Raw genomic sequence first — 23,254 nt, 5'->3', positions numbered from 1 at the left:
CGCGATCAGCCCGGCTTGCGCGCGACGATGAAGAATTGCTTGCCGAGCAGCTTCCACGCGAACGGAAGCTTCAGGTAGAGCCTGACCAGCCACGGGTGCGTGGGCAACGCGCCTTGCGTGGTGTAGGGCAGGAAGCGGTCGATGCACCGGACGATCTCGAAGCCCTTCAGCTGCAGCACCTCGCCCAGCGACAGGTGCGTGAGCCCCAGGTGGTGGTCGTAGAAATCCCAGTAGGCACCGGGCAGGTAACGCAGATTGGGACCGAGGATGAGGTAGTGGCCGCCGGGCTTCAACGCACGCATCACCTCGTCAAGGAACTGCTCCAGCGTCTTCTTGTCCGGCAGGTGCTCCAGGAAATTGGACGTGAAGACCACGTCGGCCTCGCCGTCGACGACCGAGGCGAGTCGGGTGGCCGGCGCCAGGTGGAACGTGACGGCCGGGTCCAGGAAGCGGCGCGCATCCTCGTTCAGGTCGACGGCGATCTTGCGGGCGGCGACGATGTTGTTGAGGAACTCGCCATAGCCGCAGGCGACGTCCACCACCGTGTCGGCGGGGCGCACGAAACGCTGCAGGAAATCGCGGCAGATCACTTGCCAGATGGCGTTCTTGCGCGGCAGCTGGGCCTCGGCGAATCGGATTCGATAGAGCTCGGACAACTCATGGTTCTGCATGCGGCCCCTCCCGGAAGGCAACGAACTTGTAGATCAGAAAAGTGAACAGGGTCGGCAGCCCGACGGCAAGCGCATGCGCCACGTCCTGCGTGTGGTGCTGCAGGCCGGCGGCCCGCAGCGCCGCGTCGACGCCCAGCGCGGCCAGCCAGACGACCGGAAAGAACAGCAGGTTCACCGCGACGAAGTCGCGGGCCTGCACATGCCGCGGCCGGTCCGAGCGCGGGAACACGTAGCGGCTGTTGAGCCAGAAGGCGACCGACAGGCCGACCCCGTAGGCCGCGGTCACCGCCCAGCCGAACGGCAGCCAGTGGCTGAGGAGCCAGCGCGCGGCCCAGTGCAGCGCAGCCGCCGTGCTGCCGACGGCGAGGAATCCGAGGAACTGGCGGGTGAGAAAATGCTGGATCACGGGCCGCATTGTCCGTGAGCCGCCCCTTTCGACCCGACGCCTCCTTGCCACACCCCTCGCCTCCCCATTCACCACTCCCGGCCGATCGCGATGCGTCGCCCGATTTGCACGCCCCGCCGCGCCGGGCACGCGGCGCCTGGTCGCTGGCCCTGCTGGCGATCGGGAGCATTGCGGTGACGTGGTCGGTCGCCGGCGGTGCGGCCCTGTCGGCCAGCCTTCCCGGCATGCTTCGCGTGCTGCCGTGGATGGCGGGCCTGTCGCTCGGATCGATGGTGCTGCGCTACCTGCGCTGGCGCTGGCTGCTGCGGCGCTTTGCGAACCGGCTGACGCCATGGCGCGGCTTTCTCGCCTACGTCGCCGGCTTCGTGTTCACCGCGAGCCCGGGCAAGGCCGGCGAGCTGGTGCGCATCCGCTACCACGCGCCATTCGGCATCGGCGGCGCGCAGGTGTTCTCGGCCTTCCTGTTCGAACGCGCCTGCGACCTGGTGGCGGTGCTGGTGCTGTCGTGCCTGGCGCTGGCGCAGCCCGGGCTGCTGGCGCTCGCGGCAGCGTTCGTCGCGTTGCTGCTGGCGACGATCGGCGTGCTCGCGCGCTGGCCGGCGCTGTTCGGCCGGGCCGCCGATGCGCTGGCGGGGCGCGGCCATCCGAAGCTCGCCGGCATGCTGCGGGCGGTGCGCGACGGCTTCGCCGGCTGCCGGATCTGGCTGACGCTGCCGGACCTGTCGATCGGCCTGGCGATCGGCCTGGCCGCGTGGGCGCTGACGGCGCTGTCGCTGGTGCTGCTGCTCGCGCAGCTGGGCTTCACGCTCGGCTGGACGGCGGCGCTGTCGACCTACCCGCTGGCGATGCTGGTCGGCGCCGCCTCGATGCTGCCGGGCGGCATCGGCTCGACCGAGCTCGCGATCGTCGCGCTGCTCGCGCCGCTCGGCGTGCCGGTCGCCACCGCGACGCTGGCGGCCGTCGGCGTGCGCTTCGCCACGCTGTGGTTCGCGATCGCCTGCGGACTGCTGGCGATGCTGCGGCTGGAGGCTCTTCAGAGCAAGGGCCGCAGCGCCTGAGCCGCCTCGTGCAGCAGCGGCAGCAGTTGCGAGCGCATCTGCTCCGCCGTGTACGAGACCGACTGCAGCGTCATGCCGACGGCGCCCTTGCAGGCGCCCTTGCGGTCGCGCAGCGCGGTCGCGATGCCCGACAGGCCCAGGTCACGCTGCTGCGCGGTGATCCAGTGGTCCAGCGCGCGCGCCGCGCGCACGTGCTCGCGGAACACGTCGGCGGTACTCACCGTGTGGGCGGTGAAGGCATGGAAGTCGTGCCCGGCGAGCCAGGCTTCGAGCTCCGCGTCGCCGAGCGCCGACACCATCACGATGCCCGGTGTCGCCACGTGCGCCGGCGCGCGCGCCCCGACGTGGTAGCCGATCGACACCACCCGCGGCGCATTGCTTCGCGCGACGTAGACCACCTCGTGGCCGTCGAGCACGCTGACGTTGACGGTCTCGCCGCATTGCATCGACACCCGCTGGATGAAAGGCTGCACCAGCCGCGGCAGCCGGGCCGCGCCGATGTAGCTCTGGCCGAGGCGCAGCACGCGCGGCGCCAGCCAGAAGCGCCTGCCGTCGGTGCCGGCATAGCCGAAGTGCACCAGGCTCAGCAGGTAGCGGCGCGCCGCGGTGCGCGTCAGGCCGGTCAGCTGCGCCGCCTCGCTCGGCGTCAGGCGGGGGTGGTCGTCGTCGAAGGCCTCGATCACGCGCAGGCCCTTGCCCAGCCCGTCGATCAGGTCCTTCTTGTCGATCTGGAACGGCGTGTCGTCCATTGGCGCCTGCGGGGGCCGGAGCCCGAGTTAACCCGATTTGGCGCGATCATCGCGCCGCCTGAGCGACTATCGCGCATTTTCGGGTCAGCACGCTTGTGGCCGACCCGGCGGCTGCCTACGCTCGCGCCGATGACCCTCTCCGGCCACATCCCGGGCCACGTTCCGGGCCGCATTCTCGGCAGCACGCGCGTTTTCCTGATCCTCGGCGACCCGGTGGCGCAGGTGCGCGCGCCGGAGGTGTTCAACCACCTGTTCGCCCGCCACGGCGCCGATGCCGTGCTGGTGCCGGCCCAGGTGGCGGCGGGCGACCTCGCCGGCTTCGTGCGGCATGTGCTGAAGGCCCGCAACATCGACGGCCTGTGGCTCGCGATCCCGCACAAGACCGGGATGGTCGACCTGCTGGACCGTTGCGACCGGCTCGGCCGCAGCGCCGGTGCGGTGAACGCCGTGCGGCGCGATGCCGACGGCACGCTCGAAGGCGCGCTGTTCGACGGCGTCGGCTTCACGAAGGCGCTGGCGCACTTCGGCGTGCCGGCGGCGGGCTGCAGCGCGCTGGTGGTCGGCGTCGGCGGTGGCGGCGTGGCGATCGCGACCTCGCTGGCCGCGGCCGGGGCGTCGCGCATCGCGCTGTTCGACACCGCGCCGGGCCGCACCGCGGCGATGGCCGAGCGGCTGGCCGGCGAGTTCGGCGTCGACGTGGTGTCGCTCGCGCGACCGGACCCGGCCGGCTTCTCGCTGGTCGTCAACGCAACGCCGCTCGGGCTGCGCCCCGACGACCCGCTGCCCTTCGACACCGCGCGGCTCGATGCCGGCGCGGTGGTCGTCGACATCCTGATGAAGAACCAGCCGACGCCGCTGCTGCGCGCCTGCCGCGCCCGCGGCATCGTCGCCCACCCCGGCTTCGAGATGCTGGTGCAGCAGGTGCCCGAGTACCTGTCCTTCTTCGGCTTCGACCGCATCGCGCAGGCGGTGCAGGCCGATGCGTCCGGGCTGCGCGCGCTGTTCGGTGCGGCCTGAGGCCCCCATTCCAACCAGGAGACAAGCCATGAACCCGTCCACCCGCCGCGCGCTGCTTGCCGCGATCCTCGGCACGGCCGTCCTCGCCGCGCACGCCCAGCAGACCGTCAGGCTCGCGGTGATCCAGGAGCTTTCCGGCACCGGCGCCACCGCCGGCACGAACGCGAAGAACGGCATCGAGCTCGCGGTGAAGGAGATCAACGCGGCCGGCGGCATCCTCGGGCGCAAGCTCGAGACGCTGGTCAACGACACCCAATCGAACCCCGGCGTCGCGAAGGGCCTGGCCACCAAGGCGGTCGACGACGACGTGTTCGCGGTGTTCGGCCCGACCTTCTCCGGCTCGGTGCTGGTCAGCATGGCCGAGACGCGGCGCGCCGAGGTGCCCAACTTCACCGGTGGCGAGGCCAGCTCGATCACGCAGCAAGGCAACCCGTACATCTTCCGCACCAGCTTCACGCAGGCCTCGTCGATGCCGAAGGTCGCGCGCTACATCGCGACCACGCTGAAGGCGAAGACGGTGGCGGTGATGTTCGTCAACAACGACTTCGGCAAGGGCGGGCGCGACGCCTTCGTCAAGTCGGCGGAGGCGGCCGGTCTGAAGGTGGCAGCCGACATCTCCACCGAATCGGGCCAGGTCGATTTCGCGGCGCCGGTGCTGCGCGCAAAGCAGAGCAACGCCGACCTGCTGTTCGTCTACACGAACGAGGAGGAGTCGGCGCGTGCGCTGCGCGAGTTGCGCAAGCAGGGCTGGAGCAAGCCGGTGATCGGCGAGACCACGCTGACCGGCCAGAAGGTGATCGACCTGGCCGGCGAGGCGGCGAACGGTGCCATCGCGCACGTCGGCTTGACGGTGGACGCGCCGACGCCGGCGATGCGGTCCTTCCGCGCGAAGTTCGAGAAGGAATACAAGTACGTCTCGGACCACAACGGCATCAAGGGCTACACCAGCGTCTACATGCTGAAGGCCGCGATCGAGAAGGTCGGCAAGTTCGACCGCGTCGCGGTCGCGAAGGCGCTGCACGGGCTGAGCATCGCGGTGGCCAAGGAGCCGGGCGTGCTGATGGACGTGAGCATCGATGCCAACGGCGACCTCGATCGCGAGAGCTTCATCGTCGAGGTGAAGAACGGCAAGCAGGAGGTGAGGGAGACGCTGCCGGCGCTGGGGAAGAAATGAAGCCCCCCCGGATGTCGATCCGGGAGCACGCGATCACCACATGACCGACCTTCTGCAACTCATCCTGTCGGGCATGGCGACCGGCAGCATCTACGCGCTGGCCGCGCTCGGCTTCACGCTGCTGTGGCAGGCCTGCGGCACCATCAACTTCGCGCAGGGCGAGTTCGTGATGCTGCCGGCCTTCGCGATGCTGGGCTTCATGGGCCTGGGCCTGCCGCTGTGGGCCGGCTTCGTGCTGACCTGCGTGCTGGCGGTGGGCGTGCTCGGCTGGGCCTTCAAGCGCGGCGTCGCCGACCCGCTGCTGCGCTTCGGGCTGATGCCGGTGGTGGTCGCGACCATCGGCCTGGCGATCGCGATGCGCAACGGCGTGCGCGCCGGCTTCACCGCCGAGGCGCATCCGTTCCCGAGCCTGTTCGCCGACACGCTGTTCCACGTCGGCGGCGTCACGGTGACGCTCGTCGACCTGGGCACGCTCGCGATGGCACTGGTGCTGGTGCTCGGCACGCAGGCCTTTCTCGCGAAGACGGTGACCGGCCGCGCGATGCAGGCCGTGGCCCAGAACACCGAGAGCGCCACCGTGCTCGGCATCGACGTGCCGCGCATGGTGTTCTACACCTTCGCGATCAATGCGCTGCTGGCCTGCGCCGCGGCGCTGCTGATCACGCCGACCTACCTCGCCAAGTTCGACATGGGCGAGCCGCTGGGCACCAAGGCCTTCTTCGCGGCGATCATCGGCGGCTTCAACAACTCGCGCGGCGCGCTGCTCGGCGGCCTGATCGTCGGCGTGGCGGAGAACCTCGCGTCGGCCTATGTCTCGGCCGCCTACAAGGACGCGGTCGCGCTGGTGGTGTTCATGGGGGTGATCCTGTTCAAGCCGCAGGGGCTGCTGGGCCGCCGCGAGGAGCGCAAGGTATGAGCCCGGGCAAGCCGTTCGTGCCATGGCTGGCGGGCCTGCTCGGCCTGGCGCTGCTGGTCGCGCTGCCGCCGTTGCTGAAGAGCTACGGGCTGTACCTGCTGAGCTACTGGCTGGTGTTCGTCATCGCCACGATGGGGCTGAACCTGACGGTCGGCTATGCGGGGCAGAAGTCGCTCGGCCATGCGGCCTTCTTCGGCATCGGCGCGTACACGCTGGCGATCGTGACGAAGGCGGGCTTCAGCTTCTGGCTCGGCCTGCCGCTCGCGATGGCGGGCTGCTTCGCGGTCGGGCTCGCGCTCGGCTTCCCGGCGCTGCGGGTGCAGGCCATCTACCTGGCGTTCGCGACGCTCGGCTTCAACACCGCGGTGTGGCTCGCGATGCGCAACGAGGAATGGCTGACCGGCGGCACCTTCGGCATCAACAACATCGCGCGACCGTCGTTGTTCGGCTTGTCGCTCGACCGCGGCCTGCCGTACTACTACTTCATCCTCGGCTGCACGCTGGTGCTCGGCGCGCTGCTGTGGAAGCTGCTGCGCTCGCCGTGGGGCAAGGCCTTCACCGCGCTGCGCGACAACCCGATCCGTGCCGAGAGCCTGGGCGTGCACGTCCAGGCCTACACGCTGCTGTCGTTCGCGATCGGTGCGGCGTATGCCGGCGCGGCCGGGGCGCTGTTCGCGTCGCTGGTGCAGTTCATCGAGCCGGCGCCGTTCACCGTGGGCGCGTCGATCATGATGTACCTGATGGTGGTGGTGGGCGGTTCCGGCCGCTTCTTCGGCCCGGCGATCGGCTCGGCGGTCGGCGTGCTGCTGCCCGAGTGGCTGCGCTTTACGCAGGGCTGGTACCTGTTCGTGTTCGGCAGCGCGGTGGTGCTGCTCATGCTGTGGCTGCCCGACGGGCTGCTGAGCCTCCCCGAGCGGCTGCGGGCACGGCGCCGGGCGCGCGAGGCGTCGGCCGCGCGCGCGGCCGCGGCAGCGGCGATCGGGGCGCAGCCATGAGCGTGCCGCTGCTGAAGGTCACCGAGCTGCGCAAGTCGTATGGCGCGATCGCCGCGGTGGCCGGCGTGTCGTTCGAGGTGATGCCGGGCGAGATCTTCGGCGTGATCGGCCCGAACGGGTCGGGCAAGACGACGATGTTCAACAGCGTGCTCGGGCAGATCCGCCCGGACGGCGGGCGGGTCGAGCTGAAGGGCCGGGACATCACCGGCCTGTCGCCGCTGCAGCTGAGCCGGCGCGGCGTCGGCCGCACGTTCCAGACGCTGCAGGTGTTCGCCCGGATGAGCGTACGCGACAACCTGCTGGTGGCTGCGCAGGAGCACCACGGCAACCTGGCGCGCCGGCTGTTCGCGCCGGGCGATTCCGGGCTCGGTGCGCAGGCCGATGCGCTGATCGAGAAATTCCGCCTCGGCCACGTGGCGCAGCAGTTGGCCGGCGAACTGAGCTACGGCCAGCAGAAGCTGGTCGACATCGCGATGGCCTTCATGAGCGCGCCCGACCTGGTGCTGCTCGACGAGCCGTGCGCCGGCGTCAACCCGAGCCTGGTCGGCGGCATCGGCGTGCTGCTGAAGGCGCTGAACCGCGAGCGGGGCGGCAGCTTCATCGTGATCGAGCACAACATGGATTTCGTGATGGACCTGTGCCACCGCATCATGGTGATGGTCGAGGGGACGGTGATGGCGGTGGGCACGCCGGCGGAGATTCGGGGGAATCGGGAGGTGCTGGATGCGTATCTCGGCAACTGAGTCGCTTGCCGGAGTCGAGCGGCCAAGGGAAACGGCGGCATGACGGACACGGCGATCGAGTTCGAGGAGGTCGTCGCCGGCTATGGCGAGTTCATGATCCTCAACAACCTCAGCCTGCAGGCCGGGCGCGGCAGGATCACGTTGCTGCTCGGCCCGAATGGCGCCGGCAAGTCGACCGTGCTGAAGACGCTGTTCGGCCTGCTGAAGCTGCGCCAGGGCCGCATCCGGCTCGACGGCGTGGACATCACCGGCAGCGCCCCGAAAGATCTGCTGTGCAAGCACGGCGTCGCCTTCGTGCCGCAGGGGCGCAACCTGTTCGGCCAGCTCACCGTGTGGCAGAACCTCGAGCTCGGCGGCATCACGCTCGGCATGAAGACCACGCACGCGCGCATTCCCGAGGTGCTGGCGCGCTTTCCGCGCGTGCAGGCCCGCATCGGCAGCCAGGCGTCGGCACTGTCGGGCGGCGAGCAGAAGCAGCTGGAAATCGCCCGCGCGATGCTGCTGCGCCCGCGCGTGCTGCTGATCGACGAACCGTCGATCGGGTTGTCTCCGATCGTCGTCGCCGATGTGTTCGCGCTGCTGCGCGAGCTGGCGCAGCAGGGCACCACGGTGCTGATGGTCGAGCAGAACGTGAAGAGCGCGCTGAAGGTGGCCGACGAGGCGATCGCGCTCGAATCGGGCCGCCTCGTGCTGCACCGCCCGGCCGGCGAGCTGCTGGCCGACCCGCACATCGAGCGGCTGTTTCTTGGCGGCGCGCCGATCGACGTGCCCGCCGCCGCAGCCTGAATCACGGGCGTGGCCGCCTGCCTGGCACTGATCGCAGTCATCAGCCGTTTCGACGCGCTGCCGCTGCTCGGGATCCGCATCGCCAACCGGCCCTCTCAGGCTGGCTTGAGCACGAAGTAGATGAGCATGGCCGCCGCGAAGATCACGGCGACGAACCACTTGAGGGAACTGCCGGATCGCTTGACCTCGCCGGGGGAACCTCCGGGTGCCGTCGCTTGACGGCCGTCAGAAGCCGCGTCGACCGCTTCCTTGGCCTCCTTGAGGCCCACCCCGGTTTGCGCTCGCAGCAGCCGTATGGCTTCAATCTTGTTGCCCTGCTGAAGGGCCGCTTCGATCTCAGGCGACATCGTGGAGGAACGGACGCGTTCCTGCAGGGCGGGCGACTCCCCCGATTCGACTCTTTCCACCGCGTCCTTCGCCTCGCTCAGGCCCAGTCCCGTGGCGTCCCTGAGAAGCTTGATGGCCTCGATCTTGTTGCCGCGCCTCAGCGCATCAACAACCTCGACGGAAAGGGAGTCAGGAGATCGCTGCATTTTTCGACGTGAAGAGTGGGCGTGGCGGAGTATCGCCGTCCCCGCTCGGCAGGTACGAAGCACTGCCGCCGGCCCATGCGGCGCCCGCTAGAATCCGCAGCCGCTCGCCGTAGTTCAATGGGTCGCCTTCATAGGTGAATTCAAGGGACCGTATCACTTCCGTATCAGTGCGGTGATCGGCTGCGCGGTCGCAGCCCCAATCTTCGGCACCCCTGCGTTGCTGATCGCCCTGCTGTCGTCTCCTAGGATGCTTTGAACGCGAGCAGCCTACTCTCGAACTCCTGTCGGGCTCGCCATGACAAGCCCTCTCGTCAGCCGTTTAGTCCCGTCGTAGAGTTCGGTCCGAGCCTCAAATCTCCCCGCAGTACTGGAAAGATCATGTCGACTGCCCTGAAGAAAGCCGCCTGGGTCGACCGCGTGTTTGCCAAGCTCAGCAAGCTGGAGCCCAAGGCAACGATCAAGCAGTTGAAAGAGGTGGCGGAGGACTCCTTCGCTGCAACCGATGCCGGCACTCGGCTTTGGCCGCGTTGACAGCGGTGACAGCGGTGAGCGCTAGGCCGCAACTCTGACATTCGCATCCACATTTGGCTCCTCGGTGCTGGGCGTCGAGCTCAAGGATGTAGCACGGCTCGCCAGTCTGAGAGTCACGTGCCCACGCCATGACCAAATCGGCGAGCGCCTGGCGGGCGCTGCCTCCATCCTGAAGCACAAGTTGACCTGGGCCGCTCATTGCGGCTCATCTTCGCACGGACTGTCGCACTCCCGCTCAACGCTCAGCCAGGGTAGTCTCCAGCCCGCCAAAGAAGGTAGTCCGTCATTCCATCGTTGTCATCCACGGCAGCTCTTCATTGCGGAAACGCTTTCACATTCGGCGAGCGCAATTCGGTAGACCCTTGCCCTGTAACGACTCACAATCGAATTTCCGCAATTCATCGATCGCCCCGATCGAATTGAGCGGCCATCCTTCAAAAGAAATGGCCATCCATTGACCCTACGAATCCACCCTGCATTGCATATAAGATACAAGCGCGGAGATCACAATACCGACCATCATGGCCGGGACAAATATCATACCGTGCAGATGATATGCCAATGGGCTGAACTCTATAAGGAAAGAAATCACACCTAGTGCAACAAAAACAACTCCTCCGACTGCGTGCGTTCTAGACCAGCAAACCTCACTCCGCAGGGACCACGGAAAACGCAGTCCAATTAACGCATTACGTGGGATAACAAGAAAAAGGAACCCAACAACAACAATGACAAAACTCGAAGTTATCTCGGCGGAAATCGCCAGTGCCGGCTTAATCATCAACGCAGCTTGCAGAACCAGCACATGTAGGAAGAGAACCGCGAAGAAGCACACATACAACACTGCGACACCAAAGCGGAAATCCAAATTATTTCTCTCCGAAGGTCGCTGCCCTATGGAAATAAAATAAAGAAGAACGGCCGCGACGCATGGCAATAGAAGAACCACAATTGCAGGACTACCCCACTCTTCCACCGAACCATCCGCAGAAAAATGCATGGGCACTAATCTTAACGCCGGGATTTGTGCCCAAACGACCGCCGCAATGAAAAACATCATCGCCACGAGCGTGTATAGCGCCAGACGAATGATAGAGCCCCTTTCAATGGACATAGCAGAACCCCCAATAGTTCATTGATTCACTTCACGTGTACGACGCGCCCAATGTCGTCGACCGGCCTGCGATAAAAAGAGCCCGTCAATCTTCATCTCTCTGGAGCGATGAAACTCGATTCTCGCAGCGACTCCTGCAGTCTCGAGAATTTCTGCTCCTGTGACATGCAGCTCCACTTCCGGCTGCCCAGTTCCCTGCGCATAAATTCTCCCCCCTCGCGAACTGACGACAATGGAGAACTTCTCCGTCATTTCATACCTTCCAACCCATTCAAACAGCAATGACTCATCAACGGAGACGCCTCCCAGGCGCGGCGCATAAATCGCCGAGCCGCCCTGCTTCAGCGTCAATCCGTTCACACGGCCATTTGAGACTGCGGGGGATATAACAGCGCCAATGATCTCAGAATAGAAATCTCCGTAACTATCAAAATGCAGGTCACCCCAATCGTTTTCATCGATCCGAAACTGAATCCCCGGCACTTGCGACGCTCTGACTTCGAGTACTTTTCCTTCGTAGTCGTAGCTTCCGCCAATGCTCGCAAGTATTTCCGACGGGACACTTGACCTCGCGAACCGTGGAGCAGGCGCCGGCACATCCAAACCAAGTAGGTGGAGACCGATGCGATTCAGGCCACCTAGATCTATCAACGAGGTGTCAGTTAATAGGACTACTCCACGCTCCTGTTCGGGCATTAAGCCAACGAACGACGAATATCCGCCAGTCGCACCTTCATGAAATATTACTCTCTCTTGCTGGCCTTGAACAACTTGCCAACTCATGCCAAGCGCCTCACCAAGAGCAATATGAGTGCTTTTTAATAGCTCAGAAATCCTGCCGCATGTAGGCAATCCCAAGTTGGCTCGCACGTACTTCACCATATCATTTAGCGTAGAGTGAACCGAACCAAATCCGGATAGATTTCCGACGGAACTCCATCCCCCTGTGGACCGCCCGTTCGACAAATGACCGGGGGCAACAGCAGTACCATTTGCATTTTGTATATTCACAAAACTTCGCACCATCCCGAGCGGCTCGAACAAATTTCGCCTTAATATGCTTTCAAGCGATAATCCATAGTGATTTGATATCATCAACGAAAGCAGCATATAGCCGAGGTTAGAATATTTATACTTCTCCTGCCCGCCTTGACGCAGCTCCAGCTTACGAAGTTCGGCCGCCAATATTCCTTCAGTCAACCCCCCGTATGGATCTCCAATAGTTCCAGTTATCAGCCCCGGTGTTATAGACGGCAAACCGGAGGTGTGGGTTAAGAGCTGACGTAGGGAAATCTGCCGTCCGATACTAAGCGGAAGCGTCCAGCCCTTTGGCAAGAATGCCTGGGCCGGTGCATCCAAATTCCAATCTCCATCCCTTGCGAGCTCGGCAGCCAAGAATGCCACCATAGTCTTCGTAATTGACCCGACTTCGACTGCCGAGTCGTAAGTTAATTGCTGATCGCCAAGGTGCTCCGGGAAGAACGCCGCACGCTCGACGCCCCCCCGATCGACAAGAGCTGCGACAACACAAGCGCCGCTGCGATCGTGATCAAAGCTAAATTTCAGTGCTGAATACATTGAGCTTTCACTCCCATCCGCACTTGCGTCAAGAGGAATCATCGACACCAGCGCAATTTGTGCAACTATGCATCAACAATGCGCCCTTGACCACAGTCTCATTGTGCTTCCAGAACTACCGGATGACGACTGCTCAGCGAATGACTCGGCCTTTCCAATATGCCACGATCACGAAATTCGAAGACTCTATCGCAGAGCGACAATATCTCAGGTCTGTGAGACACCAAAATTCTCGTGCTTGACATTGCGGCGACGTGACTAAAAATAAGCGCCTCCGTCTGAGCATCAACGGAACTTGTTGCCTCATCGAGGATAAGGAGTAGTGGCCTTTTGTAGAGAGCGCGCGCAATGAATAGCCGCTGTTTCTGCCCCCCCGAAAGCGATATCCCCTCGTCGCCGATCGGAGTATGAATCCCAAGGGGCCAAAGATTCAAATCATCAACGAGCCCAGCGCATGCTAGGCATACAGATGCCCAGTCCTCATCCGGCGAGTCATCAAATACCGCAACGTTTTCCAGTATCGTACCCGAAAGTACGACTTCATCTTGCAAGACAACTCCAATTGCTGAGCGCAGGTCGGGTGGTGAGATTTCGCCCGAGCCCTTCCCGTCGAACAGGACATTGCCCTCGCTTGGGTTCAACACCCCACTGAGCACTTTCAGAAGCGTAGATTTACCCTTGCCCGATGGAGCTGATATACCCACAAACTCGCCTGGCCGAATCACCAGATGGACATCCCGAAAGAGCCAGGGCGAGTCCGCTCCATATCGAAATCCCAAAGAGTCAAGCTGGATACCCACGGGGTTGTCGAAGACCCTATCGCCGGTGAGATAGCTGCCTTTCTCAACTGGTTGATTGTAAATATCAGCAAGGCGCTCCAGATGGATTTCATGCATTTCCCGCTCGAAGTAGCCATCTATCAATGATGCAACCTTTCCAGTGAACTGCAGTCGATAAAACTGAAATGCAACCAGCATACCCACCGAGATTGCACCGGAGACGACATCCAATATGCCAATGCTCGTGACAATCAAATACTCGGATGCGGATAACAGTTGCTTTAGCGTTGCGAACGCGCCCCCGCTGCGCGCCAGCTCCTCCGAATTTCGGATTAGGCCCAATCGTCGAACAGACCACGCATTTAGACGGGATTCGATTCCGTTTGCGAACTTAATCAGGCGCACAGCGCGAACTGACTCAATAAGAAACGACGTCTCCAAAGAGGCGGACCGTATCAACTCCTTATTCGCAGCCCTAAGTCGAGGGGTGAAGTAGCACTTCGCCAAAAAAAATGCACCCATTGATCCCACGCATACGGCCGTCAACTTCGGACTATAGAATAACATCACCGATATCGTCAGGACAGACATTATCCCATCCAATATTATTTCTATATATTTTCCAGTCAAGGCTGCCTGAACAACAGAGAGCGAGTTAAAGCGCGAGAGAGTCTCCCCGATATTACGACTTCCATGGTACTCAAGGGGAAGCCGCATCAGGTGTAGAAAAAAACTACTTGAGAGATGGAATTTGAGCGATCCATCGACCTGTGTCAAAAGCGTCGAGCGAGCGTGCAAAGCAAACGCAGAGACCAATCCAATTACCGAAAAAGCGAGCACCAACAGTACCAGGAAATCTGTATCACGGGAGATAATTACTTCATCCAAGGCAAGTTGAAAGAATAGTGGAGAGAGAAGTGCCAGCAACTGCAACGCAGCAGACAGAGAAAGTATCTTTAGCGCGGTGCGTGTAAGCCCGGTTATGCCGGAAGTAAGTGCGCGAATCGGCAGCCTTTGTGCTTTAGATTCGGATTTGACGGGCCCACTTGGAACAAGTCTCCAGATCGTTTTCGGTTGACTCTCGTTGTCTGTCGATGTCGAGATCTCGATTTCGGCAAGCCGCGGGTCGAGCAGCACAATTTTGTTGCGCCGCTTCGCTGTAACGACACCATACCCATGAGCGTGCTGCACAATTGAGCCAATGTCGATCTGTGATAGCTGTCGAAGATCCACGTTTAGCCGATGTAGCGCATGTCCGAGACTCGCCGCAACTGCGGTTATCGCCTTATCTACGTCCCCGCGAAATTCCTGCGTCCACAGCCTCTTCGCTCGCGCGAGGTCAAGTTCGCTCTCGTGAAGAGTCAATGACATCTGCAGACATGCAAGTGCCGGATGCCCGGCTTCAGCCAGGGGTATAAACCGGACTTTCTTCTCGTGCGCGAAGATGTTCATGTGTCAGGTACTGGAGTCTCTTACAAGGAATTCACGCGATGGGCCACGGCTCGAATTGGATCAAAAATCCATTCAAATATCGTTCTATTATCTCGAACGATATTCGCTTGAATTAGCATATCCGGTCGAATTGACACGGCCTCCCCATAGGCCATTGGTAGTGGGCCGCGCATCACAACCGTAGCCTTATATGACGATTCAAGCAGGCGAACAGGGCCCACCTCATTCTGAGCGGAAATAACAGACCCGCTTATTTCGGACAGCTCTCCTTTTTGCATTCCGAATTTCTGATATGGAAAGGCGTCGTAGCTTATGTACACTGGCATTCCGGCTTTAACAAACGCCATGGATCGAGACGGGATTAGGATCACTGCTTGGTACTGTGCACGAAGCGGCGAGAGGGATATCAATACGCTTCCAGCGTCGACTGTTGCGCCCGGCGCGGCTTGCACCTTTGTGACAGTGCCGCCTTCGGGAGCCTTCAAGACGAAAGATTGACCAGCCTCCGCAGTCACAATCTCTCGATGCCGCTGACTCAGCGTGGAGCGCAAGGATGTTTGCCTCTGCTCGTATGATTGGATCCGCAACTCTTCGGAAACCAACAGTGCTGAGTATTCGCCTTTCAATCGCGCTTTCTCTTGCAGCGCTGCTTGATAAACATCCGAGGCCGTAGCGGCGTCAAGTTCGGCGCGCTCTGTAGCGGGGCGAGAGATGAACCCTTCAGTCAAGAGTTCTCTCGATCGCTCCAACGCGGCCCCTTGCAACTTGACAACACCTTGCAGAGATGTGGTCCGGCTTTCAATTGAGGACAGTTGTGAGAGGAGTTGTTCCCTTCTCACGCTGCTGAGGGCTACGAGACGAGAGTTCGCAGCTTGTTCGTCCTGAAGCTGCTTCTCCAGTAGATCGCAGTCCGCAACAAGTTCTCTCAGAACGCGCGAATGCAAACTCATTCCATTGGGCAGATATTTCTGTGTTGACACAATTGCCAGCTGCTGGCCTTTCGACACCACATCCCCGACCTTGACGTTTAATTCATCCACTGTCCCCTGGGCGGACGCTTGGACAGCCATCAGCCCGCCTTCAGGCTCGATGTATCCTCTGACGATCTCATGCTTCGAGACCCTTCCAGCGTAAATCCCAAAGAAAATGAGGCACGTAATAAACGAAATAGCCAACGTCGGCCAAGACGGGCTCCTCATGAGATATTTTCGACGTAAGCTATTCATTCGACCTCCCCGGTGTACGGGCGGCCCGCTCAACGAGAGCCAAGAGGTTTCCGGAAAATGAGATATTCACATCGGACATCCATTCCATTAGTCTTGAAACGAACAACTCGGAACCACCTCGCCCATGAATCGCGCCTAAAGCCTCGTTCATCCGAAGGATCGTGGATGCTTGTGGACTGACAAGCAGTTCTCGAACTAGGCTCTTGCCGGTCACCCCCCATCTTCCACGCAAACCGCTATCGTTGATGTCGGCTAATCTATATATCTCAATTGCATGCACGAGTGCCTCTTCCCGACTCCGCGAACGAAGCAACGAAGTTGCGAGGATGCCCAGCCGTAGGGAGAGGCTGGCCGGGTCCGGCCGCACTAGGGGTATCGCTTGTAGAAGTGCACGACAACGATCCCGAGTCTGCTGAAAAACAGAATAATCCCCCATCAGCAGAGTGGATTCCGATATCATCCGCATTAACGCACCTGACCCCCTCGTTCTCCGCCGCTCAATTTCTTCATTTATCTCATTCTTTTCGAAAGCGTGAACGTCGATGATGTTGCCTTCGAGAAAATAGACTTGCTTGGAATGCAATGGACGGTCGGGCAACAGGACAACTAGATTGACATCGATCGCCAGCTCCGGCGCGCTGACGCCTGAACCGCATAGCATCGCTACGACGCACTGCGGGTATCTAGCCTCTATAGCGGATCTGCCAAGTGCTTCCGGCGGCATCGTTAAGAATGACGATGGGCGCGCGGCGCCCTCGACTTCAACTTCGATACCGTAGGACATCACATCTCCGTGACAATTTTTTCTATAGACTGCAGCGTATGCTGCACCGGGTTGAATATATTGATGTACTTTCGCTGAAGCATCATCGTATCCAGGATTTCGTCTTCAAACTCCGAGTGATGTTCCAGTATTACTTTGCGAACTCGCTCATCGCTGTACAAGCGCAAGCACGCCTGACAATGATGTGCATATTTATTTTCCCAGGCGATGGCCGGATCTTTTTCGGCAGCCCACTTAAGAATTCGGTGTGGTCCAACATAGCGGATCAAGATTTTCACAAAGTCTTGCTCCGCCTCGCCAACAAGCGTAGTCAGTTTCGACTCAATTGTTCCGATGTTGAGTTCCGGAACCAGCCTCATCCCTAGCCCACAGCAGGCTCCAATTTGACCATTTCCCTGCACTGTGTACGTGGTGAGGATACTGTCACAGCCATTCTGGAGAACCGCTGTATTTTCATTCACAGCCAAGTTCGAGTCGTACTCCGTTGTTCGAGCTGGGTCGATGGGCATCCAAGGGCTCTCAACGATGGAGAGCTTGTCAAGTTCTTGCGTTGGGAAGCTATTCTTGAAACTAGCCAGAAACGAATCCCTAGTCACAGAGCGATTCAGACGGGATTCAACCATCACGCTGGTTCGCAACCCTGCATCGAGCGCAGCACTTGTGGCATAAACTACTCGCTCTAACGGAATAAATCTGACGTGTTCGTCTCCTGTGCTGAAATTAATTTCGCCCAGCCCTGCGTCCATAAGGTCTGATATTTTCTGCTTCGCAGTTTGACGAGAGGTCCCCCAATGCGCGTTGGTAACCAGGCGATTTGGAAGCCTCAGTTCTTTCGTGCGGGTGATACACGTCAGTAATTCCTTCCAACGCAGCGTTGCCTCACCACCGGTGAAGACGACAATAGAAAATCCCAAATCACTTGCCTGCTCGATAAGATTCATTGCCGACTCTAACGGAATGGACTCTTTAACTTTTGGCGAGCTGAGTGTTCCGCAGTCGCTGCATTCCGCAGTGCACTGATACGTCAACATAACAGAAAGTGTCCGACGTCCGAAGTTGTGGATACTGCCTCCAGATTGTGATCCGACTTCTCTTGACATGGAATTCCTCCCTATGGATGCCGTCTGCCGACGGCATCCTGTGTCCTACGTTAAGATCAAAACTCGCCGATTATCAATGGACTTGTCGTGGCTCGACCCGATGCGCATTTGTCGCGAGAATACGAGCGAGCCTGTGGAATGCATCGTAGTTGAGATGCTTGCCCGAAAGGCTTGCCGCTGGGGTCTGTTCGGATCCGACGAAGACGACGGCAATACCCACTACAGCAACCACGGCAGCGGCGATGGCGGTGTAAGCCACAGCAATTGCGTCATAGGCGACATCCGTCGTGGTGTAGAGGACTTCATGGTCCGTAGTCGCATTCACCGTGCCAAAGATCAGACCTTGCGCGTCCTTTTCAAACTGCATGGGGGCGGACAACTCGACGGTCCGTGAATCTTCGACAGCTCGACGCATTTCCTGCAGCAGCATCGGCAAGAGCTCTCCTGAGATCTTCGTGCCTGTCTGGGTATCGTTCAGAGAGAGTTCCGCAACTTCAACCGCTCGTTTGAACAGATCGGAAACCCGCTCGCTGAAGGCCGTGTACTCCTCGGGAACGGCCAATCGATCGAAGCAGGCATCCAAGATCCTTCCAGTGACGGTCTTGGGCTCATAAGACACACCGCTCTCAGCCAATGCCGCAAGTTCGTTGTGCGCGCGTGTTGAGAATCGTCCGGAATTCAGCACAAGGGGTGCCCGGTTGAGCCGGCCAGACGGAAAGAGACTAATCGGATAAACGTTTGACATTACATTCCTTCAGTGTTTGTTTGCGAGTCAACTTCTCGAAGCAAAATATCAAGGTCTAATGAACCCTCCTTTTGAATTGGACAGCCTGATCCCTGAGGCGCTTAGATCGCCTCATATTCTTCTAATTGCATAAGCAATCTTTACTGCCCCACCAGATGGACTCAGGCAGCAGTCCCAACGCAGGACTAATTCACGGAGATGATCTCGGCTAATCTAGCCTGCCGAACGACTTGCGCACCAAGATGGTTCGGAGGTTGGATTTAGGGAGCGCCGCGATGCCTAGAATTGGCACAGGACACTCAGCTTGCGCGACCATCCATGGTGGCGCAGCGACTCGAGGAAGTTCGCAAGGATTGTTCATTCCGATTCACTTTCAATGTCTCGACCGCACGCTTTGACATGTGGTCGACGACAATTCCTTCAGTGATCCCCCAATGCTCTCTACTGCGGCATTTGGGCCCCTTCTACAACAGTCTACAGCGGCTGGCAGAGGATGCAATAGCGTCGTGTGAGATACCTCCAGTTGGTCATCAATGTGATGGAGGTGACGCTCGTAGGTCATGGCGCGCCAGACCAATCACTGACCTTGGTAGCAAGGACCGCAACCTTCGCGTAGCGGTTGAAGCTCGCGGCAGTGAAGGTGCAAGGTCGACTCACATGGCGGGCGCGAGCGTTCTTCGATACCGAGTGAGAGTGCGGTTCGCCTTGGGTGGTCAGGCTTGCCGGCGAGGGTTGATGCGTTGGCACGAGCCCGCTCCACACATGTCGGCAACGTGGGCGCATCGCAACGGGGGGCCAAGATGACGATTTGCTGGCGCACAGCATAGACACTTTGCGCCGAACTTCAGAAGCTACGACTGACAGAGCTCCAGAAAGTACTTCTGGCGTTTCATAGCAGGTGGCACAGTGGCTACTCGTGCGGAGCAGCCATCACACATCCACGGTCATGAGTCGAAGTTCATCACGACCAGGCTCGGTTAAGCTCAGGTCGCGTGCATCGTGACTACCGGAGCATTGATCCAATGATGATTTTGAAACGTCTTGTTTTGATCAGCATCTGCGTGCTGGGGACACCGCTTTGGGCGTTGGAACCCCCAACGCAGACCCTCTTGGAAGTGTCGGGGCCAGCGGGACCTCTGAAGGGCACGCTCCTGAATCCGAAGCCCAAGACTGGTGTGGCAGTTTTGATGATTCCTGGCTCCGGTCCGATCGACCGCGATGGGAACAGTCCATCTGGCCTCAAAGCATCTACCTATCGGTTGCTCGCCGAGGGCCTCGCAGCGCGTGGATGGGCAACGCTGCGTTTCGACAAGCGAGGGATGTATGCAAGTGCAGGTGCGGTTCCGGACGCAAACGCAGTCACGATTGGTGACTACGTCGAGGATGTTCGTTCGTGGGTGACCGCTCTTCGGAAGGAGACTGGCGCGCGCTGCGTTTGGATGATGGGGCACAGTGAAGGCGGCTTGGTTGCGCTGGCGGCTGCGAGTGATCAAATGGAGATCTGTGGCCTGATTTTGGTGGCGACGGCCGGAAGACCGATGGGAGAAGTTTTGCGTGAGCAAATTAAGGCCAACCCCGCAAACGCTCCCCTCTTGAGTGATGCCATGTCGGCAATTGACACACTGGAGCGTGGCCAACGTGTAGTCACGAGCGGCATGCACCCAGGCCTTCAGGGACTGTTCAACCCCGCAGTGCAAGGGTTTCTGATCAGCGCTTTTTCCTACGATCCGCGCCGTCTAATTTCGGGCATCTCGAAGCCGGTCTTAGTGCTTCAGGGTGCGCGCGATATTCAAATCGGAGAGGTTGATGCGCGCTTGCTTCACCAAGCGAACTCAGGATCAAAACTCATTTTCCTTCCTGACGTGAACCACGTCCTAAAGTCCGTGACCTCCGACAGTCGGCGCGCAAACCTTGCAACCTACGCCGAATCCGGGCAACCATTGGCACCCGGTGTAGTTGAAGCAATCGCCGATTTCATGACAGACAACACGGGCGAGGTCAGACGATGAATCGCTCTCAAAGGCATTGCTTCAGATCCCACGACGGAGCCGGTGTTGTAGCACTGGCGACGACAGAATCCAGCCTGAAGATGGCGGCTGCAGTGCAGCGGTTGCGGTCGGTCGCTTCGAGCTATCGATCGGCCGCTTGCTGCCTCAATGCGGTCGCTCCAGCGCTCCGGCGGTAGCCGAACGATCGGCCAAGCAACGCGGCACCAAGGACGCTCGTCAACGCGCCGTGCCGCCAGCGGATCGGGTGGGTTGAACGTCCGCTGTGCGCCTACGCGACCTGGCACTATCGACCCATTGCCGACATCCCCAGCGCCGCTGCGGCGGCCCCGAAACCGGACGTTCGCTAACGTTTGAGTTAGGCAGCAGTGGCACGGGCCGAGTGATCGTATGCGTCCGGCCAAGTCATCTTGATCTGAGCTCGCAGCCATAGGAGGCTCTACTCCACTTAACTTCTCCGTGGACACGTGGACGCTACTGTTGTGAAGGCGGCTGGCCGCCGCCGAAGGCGCAAGCACAGCGCCGAGTTCAAGGCGCAGCTCGTGGCGGCCTGCGAGCAACCTGGCATGTCGAGTGCAGCCGTGGCGATGGCCAACGGCATCAATGCGAACCTGCTGCGCAGATGGGTGAACGAGGCAGAACAGCGCGGAGCGCCGCTGCTCGCCCCATTACCGACCTCGACGACGTCTGCACCGCCGGCCCCTGAGTTCGTCGCGCTGCAACTGCCCGCCCCGAAGCCGCAGCCCGACATCCGCATCGAACTTCAACGCAGCGGGGTCAACGTCTCGGTCGCCTGGCCTGTGAGCGCCGCAGCGGAGTGTGCGACCTGGCTACGCGAGGTGCTCAGGTGATCCGAGTGGATGCGCTGTGGCTGTCGGTCGAGCCGATGGACATGCGAGCCGGAACCGACACGGCCCTCGGTCGGGTCGTCGCCGTGTTCGGCTGCGCCCGCCCACATCACGCCTACGTGTTCGCCAACCGCCGAGGCGATCGGCTCAAGGTGCTGGTGCACGACGGCATTGGCATCTGGCTGTGCGCTCGGCGGCTTCATCAGGGCGGCTTCGTGCGGGCTTCGCTGACGAACACGGCGCTGACCCAGATGCAGTTCGATGCCCTGGTATTGGGACTGCCCTGGCAACGCATCGGCGAAGCCGGCGTGATCACGGTGGTCTAGGACAACACCCGCGCTGCTGCGCAATTGCCGGATGTGCCGATGGTTCCCGAGCCGTCTGTCTGGCACGATCATCCCTCGTGATCGCCGACAACGACATTGACACGCTGGACCCGCAGCAACTGCGCCAGGCGCTGCGCGCCGCGCAGGCACAGATCGCGGTCAACACCGAGTTCGCCGCCCGTCAGGAGCGCGTGGTGGCGTTCAAGCAGACCGTCATCGACAAGCTCACGCACGAGATGGCGGTGCTCAAGCGGCTGAAGTTCGCGGCCACGAGCGAGCGCTTCAGCTCCGAGCAGAAGAGCTTGCTGGAGGAGGCGATCGACGAAGACCTTGAGGCGCTCGCTCGCGAGGTCGAGCGGCATGCGTCGCCGGCCAAGGACGACGCCGAGAAGCGCCAGCCCAAGCGCCAGGCGCTGCCGGCGAACCTGCCGCGGCGCGAGATCCACCATGAGCCCGAGACCACGACGTGCAGCTGCGGCTGCGCGCTCAAGCGCATCGGCGAGGACGTGGCGGAGAAGCTCGACTACGAGCCCGGCACGTTCACCGTGGAGCGGCATGTACGTGGCAAGTGGGCCTGCGCCCACTGCAGGACGCTGATCCAGGCGCCTGTGCCCGCGCATGTCATCGACAAGGGTCTGGCGACAGCACTGACGCGCCTCATCGACGATGCGGACTTGAGCATCGACAACAACCGCGTGGAGAACCTGATCCGACCGATCGCCTTGGGCAGGAAGAACTGGCTGTTCGCCGGTAGCTTGCGCGCCGGTCAACGCGCGGCCGCCATCATGAGCTTGCTCCACACTGCCAAGCTCAATGGGCACGACCCGTACCTGTACCTCAAGGACGTGCTCGAGCGACTGCCGACTCAGGCGGACAACCGCATCCGCGAGTTGCTGCCGTACTGCTGGCAGCCCTGATCGACTACTGGAGCCGGGTCAACATGACTTGGCCGGACGCATACGAGTGATCCGCCACCGGCGGTTTTGGTTCAGGCGAATACAGAGTGATCTGGAGCCGCAGACGGAGGCGGGCAAGCTCCGCGATCGCGCCGGATGATGCCAGCAACGGAAAAGCGTGAGGGCTGAACCCGGCCTGAAGTCCTACGTTGACGCAGCGATCGGTACAACTGTTCCAGACAGCTCGTAGCTCCGGTGGCAGCGTGTCAAAGATTGCGGCATAGCGGGAGACTGCTTCGTCGAGGCTTGTCTCCGACGGCGCGAGCTCCAGCCACAGAGTGTGTATCCCGCCTTCGATCGAGTTCCGCAACGGATTGACAGCGCCAGCCATGTGCTCGAACAGGGGATGAAGATTGCTGCGTGCAACAAGCTCGAGTTCCGCGCCTACGCGATGCGCTTCGTCGAAGTTCACTGCTCTATTTGGCTCCATGGTTGCGATCCTGATGCCTAACGTTTGAGATGAGAGGCGTGCCCCGGCTTGCCGGGGCACGTCCTCTCGATTGAAGGGTTAGGCCTCTGCGGAGAAGAAAGCTGACTTGTCATTGTTTGCCGAGGCAAGAGAGGTGCGGAAGGCTTGACGAGTACTCACTAGGTAGCCGATTCAAAGAGCTTCCACGAATCTTGACCTCAAGTGAGACCTCACCCGATATCGCTCTGCAGCTAAGGATGTGCTGATCAATTCAATTTCTGGAGCCGACAGCTTCTCTGCGAACACCGGTGCACCGCGGCGAGCGCGAGTTTCCGCGGGTTTTGAACGATTG

General features: G+C 61.0%; 24 protein-coding genes. 12 read left to right on the top strand and 12 right to left on the bottom strand.

The window, feature by feature from the left end; all coding sequences use genetic code 11:
- Positions 1 to 5: 5 nt before the first annotated feature.
- On the bottom strand, positions 6 to 671 hold the full coding sequence (locus tag ASC98_RS14575; RefSeq protein ID WP_056807206.1) for a bifunctional 2-polyprenyl-6-hydroxyphenol methylase/3-demethylubiquinol 3-O-methyltransferase UbiG: 666 nt from the start codon (positions 669 to 671) through the stop codon (positions 6 to 8).
- Positions 658 to 1,086 (bottom strand): GtrA family protein, encoded by a 429-nt coding sequence (locus ASC98_RS14570; protein WP_056807203.1) that lies wholly within the window; start codon positions 1,084 to 1,086, stop codon positions 658 to 660. The genes ASC98_RS14575 and ASC98_RS14570 overlap by 14 nt, the downstream gene beginning before the upstream one ends.
- Positions 1,087 to 1,091: 5 nt before the next feature.
- Between ASC98_RS14570 and ASC98_RS14565 the strand changes: the two genes are divergently transcribed.
- Entirely contained in the window at positions 1,092 to 2,135 is a 1,044-nt protein-coding gene (locus tag ASC98_RS14565; protein WP_255358679.1) for a lysylphosphatidylglycerol synthase transmembrane domain-containing protein, read from the top strand.
- Here the strand turns inward: ASC98_RS14565 and ASC98_RS14560 are convergent.
- Positions 2,111 to 2,884, bottom strand: coding sequence for an IclR family transcriptional regulator C-terminal domain-containing protein (locus ASC98_RS14560; protein ID WP_056807198.1), 774 nt, complete (start codon positions 2,882 to 2,884; stop codon positions 2,111 to 2,113). The two genes, ASC98_RS14565 and ASC98_RS14560, sit on opposite strands and share 25 nt — an antisense overlap.
- A gap of 129 nt (positions 2,885 to 3,013) precedes the next feature.
- Between ASC98_RS14560 and ASC98_RS14555 the strand changes: the two genes are divergently transcribed.
- The 6 genes from ASC98_RS14555 to ASC98_RS14530 are packed head-to-tail and all read left to right on the top strand — an operon-like array spanning position 3,014 to position 8,515.
- Positions 3,014 to 3,901, top strand: a complete 888-nt coding sequence (locus ASC98_RS14555) for a shikimate dehydrogenase (RefSeq protein WP_056807337.1) — start codon at positions 3,014 to 3,016, stop codon at positions 3,899 to 3,901.
- Positions 3,902 to 3,929: 28 nt separating this feature from the next.
- Entirely contained in the window at positions 3,930 to 5,075 is a 1,146-nt protein-coding gene (locus tag ASC98_RS14550; RefSeq protein ID WP_056807196.1) for an ABC transporter substrate-binding protein, read from the top strand.
- Between the two features lie 40 nt (positions 5,076 to 5,115).
- Entirely contained in the window at positions 5,116 to 5,991 is an 876-nt protein-coding gene (locus ASC98_RS14545) for a branched-chain amino acid ABC transporter permease (RefSeq protein WP_056807193.1), read from the top strand.
- A complete protein-coding gene (locus tag ASC98_RS14540; protein ID WP_056807191.1) occupies positions 5,988 to 6,986 on the top strand; it encodes a branched-chain amino acid ABC transporter permease in 999 nt (332 codons plus the stop codon). The genes ASC98_RS14545 and ASC98_RS14540 overlap by 4 nt, the downstream gene beginning before the upstream one ends.
- Entirely contained in the window at positions 6,983 to 7,729 is a 747-nt protein-coding gene (locus ASC98_RS14535) for an ABC transporter ATP-binding protein (RefSeq protein ID WP_056807189.1), read from the top strand. Before ASC98_RS14540 ends, ASC98_RS14535 begins: the two co-directional genes overlap by 4 nt.
- A gap of 39 nt (positions 7,730 to 7,768) precedes the next feature.
- On the top strand, positions 7,769 to 8,515 hold the full coding sequence (locus ASC98_RS14530) for an ABC transporter ATP-binding protein (protein ID WP_056807184.1): 747 nt from the start codon (positions 7,769 to 7,771) through the stop codon (positions 8,513 to 8,515).
- A gap of 95 nt (positions 8,516 to 8,610) precedes the next feature.
- Here the strand turns inward: ASC98_RS14530 and ASC98_RS31295 are convergent, their stop codons facing one another.
- The gene (locus tag ASC98_RS31295; RefSeq protein WP_056807181.1) at positions 8,611 to 9,048 is read right to left on the bottom strand and encodes a ribosomal protein L7/L12; all 438 of its coding nucleotides are present in this window, start codon (positions 9,046 to 9,048) and stop codon (positions 8,611 to 8,613) included.
- 378 nt (positions 9,049 to 9,426) lie between these two features.
- Between ASC98_RS31295 and ASC98_RS30410 the strand changes: the two genes are divergently transcribed.
- On the top strand, positions 9,427 to 9,579 hold the full coding sequence (locus ASC98_RS30410; RefSeq protein WP_157598049.1) for a hypothetical protein: 153 nt from the start codon (positions 9,427 to 9,429) through the stop codon (positions 9,577 to 9,579).
- Between the two features lie 460 nt (positions 9,580 to 10,039).
- On the opposite strand, the gene ASC98_RS29485 is transcribed toward ASC98_RS30410, so the two are convergent.
- The 7 genes from ASC98_RS29485 to ASC98_RS14515 all read right to left on the bottom strand — a co-directional run bounded on the left by ASC98_RS29485 (position 10,040) and on the right by ASC98_RS14515 (position 18,357).
- Positions 10,040 to 10,693: an SdpI family protein gene (locus ASC98_RS29485; protein WP_082542050.1), complete on the bottom strand. Its 654-nt coding sequence runs from the start codon at positions 10,691 to 10,693 to the stop codon at positions 10,040 to 10,042.
- A gap of 18 nt (positions 10,694 to 10,711) precedes the next feature.
- Positions 10,712 to 12,313, bottom strand: coding sequence for a serine hydrolase (locus ASC98_RS29480; protein WP_082542049.1), 1,602 nt, complete (start codon positions 12,311 to 12,313; stop codon positions 10,712 to 10,714).
- 56 nt (positions 12,314 to 12,369) lie between these two features.
- Positions 12,370 to 14,502 (bottom strand): peptidase domain-containing ABC transporter, encoded by a 2,133-nt coding sequence (locus tag ASC98_RS29475; protein ID WP_082542048.1) that lies wholly within the window; start codon positions 14,500 to 14,502, stop codon positions 12,370 to 12,372.
- Between the two features lie 20 nt (positions 14,503 to 14,522).
- A complete protein-coding gene (locus ASC98_RS29470) occupies positions 14,523 to 15,572 on the bottom strand; it encodes an HlyD family secretion protein (protein WP_162249303.1) in 1,050 nt (349 codons plus the stop codon).
- 148 nt (positions 15,573 to 15,720) lie between these two features.
- Positions 15,721 to 16,512 (bottom strand): hypothetical protein, encoded by a 792-nt coding sequence (locus ASC98_RS30405; RefSeq protein WP_157598047.1) that lies wholly within the window; start codon positions 16,510 to 16,512, stop codon positions 15,721 to 15,723.
- Complete coding sequence (locus tag ASC98_RS30400) at positions 16,512 to 17,612, bottom strand: radical SAM protein (protein WP_157598046.1); 1,101 nt, start codon at positions 17,610 to 17,612, stop codon at positions 16,512 to 16,514. The genes ASC98_RS30405 and ASC98_RS30400 overlap by 1 nt, the downstream gene beginning before the upstream one ends.
- Before the next feature lie 73 nt (positions 17,613 to 17,685).
- Positions 17,686 to 18,357, bottom strand: coding sequence for a hypothetical protein (locus ASC98_RS14515; RefSeq protein WP_157598045.1), 672 nt, complete (start codon positions 18,355 to 18,357; stop codon positions 17,686 to 17,688).
- A gap of 1,025 nt (positions 18,358 to 19,382) precedes the next feature.
- Here ASC98_RS14515 and ASC98_RS29465 point away from each other — a divergent pair.
- The 4 genes from ASC98_RS29465 to ASC98_RS14500 all read left to right on the top strand — a co-directional run bounded on the left by ASC98_RS29465 (position 19,383) and on the right by ASC98_RS14500 (position 22,454).
- Entirely contained in the window at positions 19,383 to 20,366 is a 984-nt protein-coding gene (locus ASC98_RS29465; RefSeq protein WP_200953058.1) for an alpha/beta hydrolase, read from the top strand.
- A 464-nt stretch (positions 20,367 to 20,830) separates the two neighbouring features.
- Positions 20,831 to 21,214 carry a transposase gene (locus ASC98_RS14510; protein WP_056820064.1) on the top strand — a complete coding sequence of 128 codons (384 nt, stop codon included), beginning with the start codon at positions 20,831 to 20,833 and terminating at the stop codon, positions 21,212 to 21,214.
- 5 nt (positions 21,215 to 21,219) lie between these two features.
- A complete protein-coding gene (tnpB, locus tag ASC98_RS14505) occupies positions 21,220 to 21,537 on the top strand; it encodes an IS66 family insertion sequence element accessory protein TnpB (protein WP_200953057.1) in 318 nt (105 codons plus the stop codon).
- A 77-nt stretch (positions 21,538 to 21,614) separates the two neighbouring features.
- Complete coding sequence (locus ASC98_RS14500) at positions 21,615 to 22,454, top strand: transposase domain-containing protein (RefSeq protein WP_056820059.1); 840 nt, start codon at positions 21,615 to 21,617, stop codon at positions 22,452 to 22,454.
- A gap of 4 nt (positions 22,455 to 22,458) precedes the next feature.
- Here the strand turns inward: ASC98_RS14500 and ASC98_RS30395 are convergent, their stop codons facing one another.
- Positions 22,459 to 22,905: a hypothetical protein gene (locus tag ASC98_RS30395; RefSeq protein ID WP_157598044.1), complete on the bottom strand. Its 447-nt coding sequence runs from the start codon at positions 22,903 to 22,905 to the stop codon at positions 22,459 to 22,461.
- Between the last annotated feature and the right edge of the window lie 349 nt (positions 22,906 to 23,254).

The sequence above is a fragment of the Rhizobacter sp. Root1238 genome (genome assembly GCF_001425825.1).
Taxonomy (GTDB): Bacteria; Pseudomonadota; Gammaproteobacteria; order Burkholderiales; family Burkholderiaceae_C; genus Rhizobacter.
Note: the sequence above shows the minus strand (reverse complement) of the source record. Positions and strands in the feature narration are given on the sequence as shown.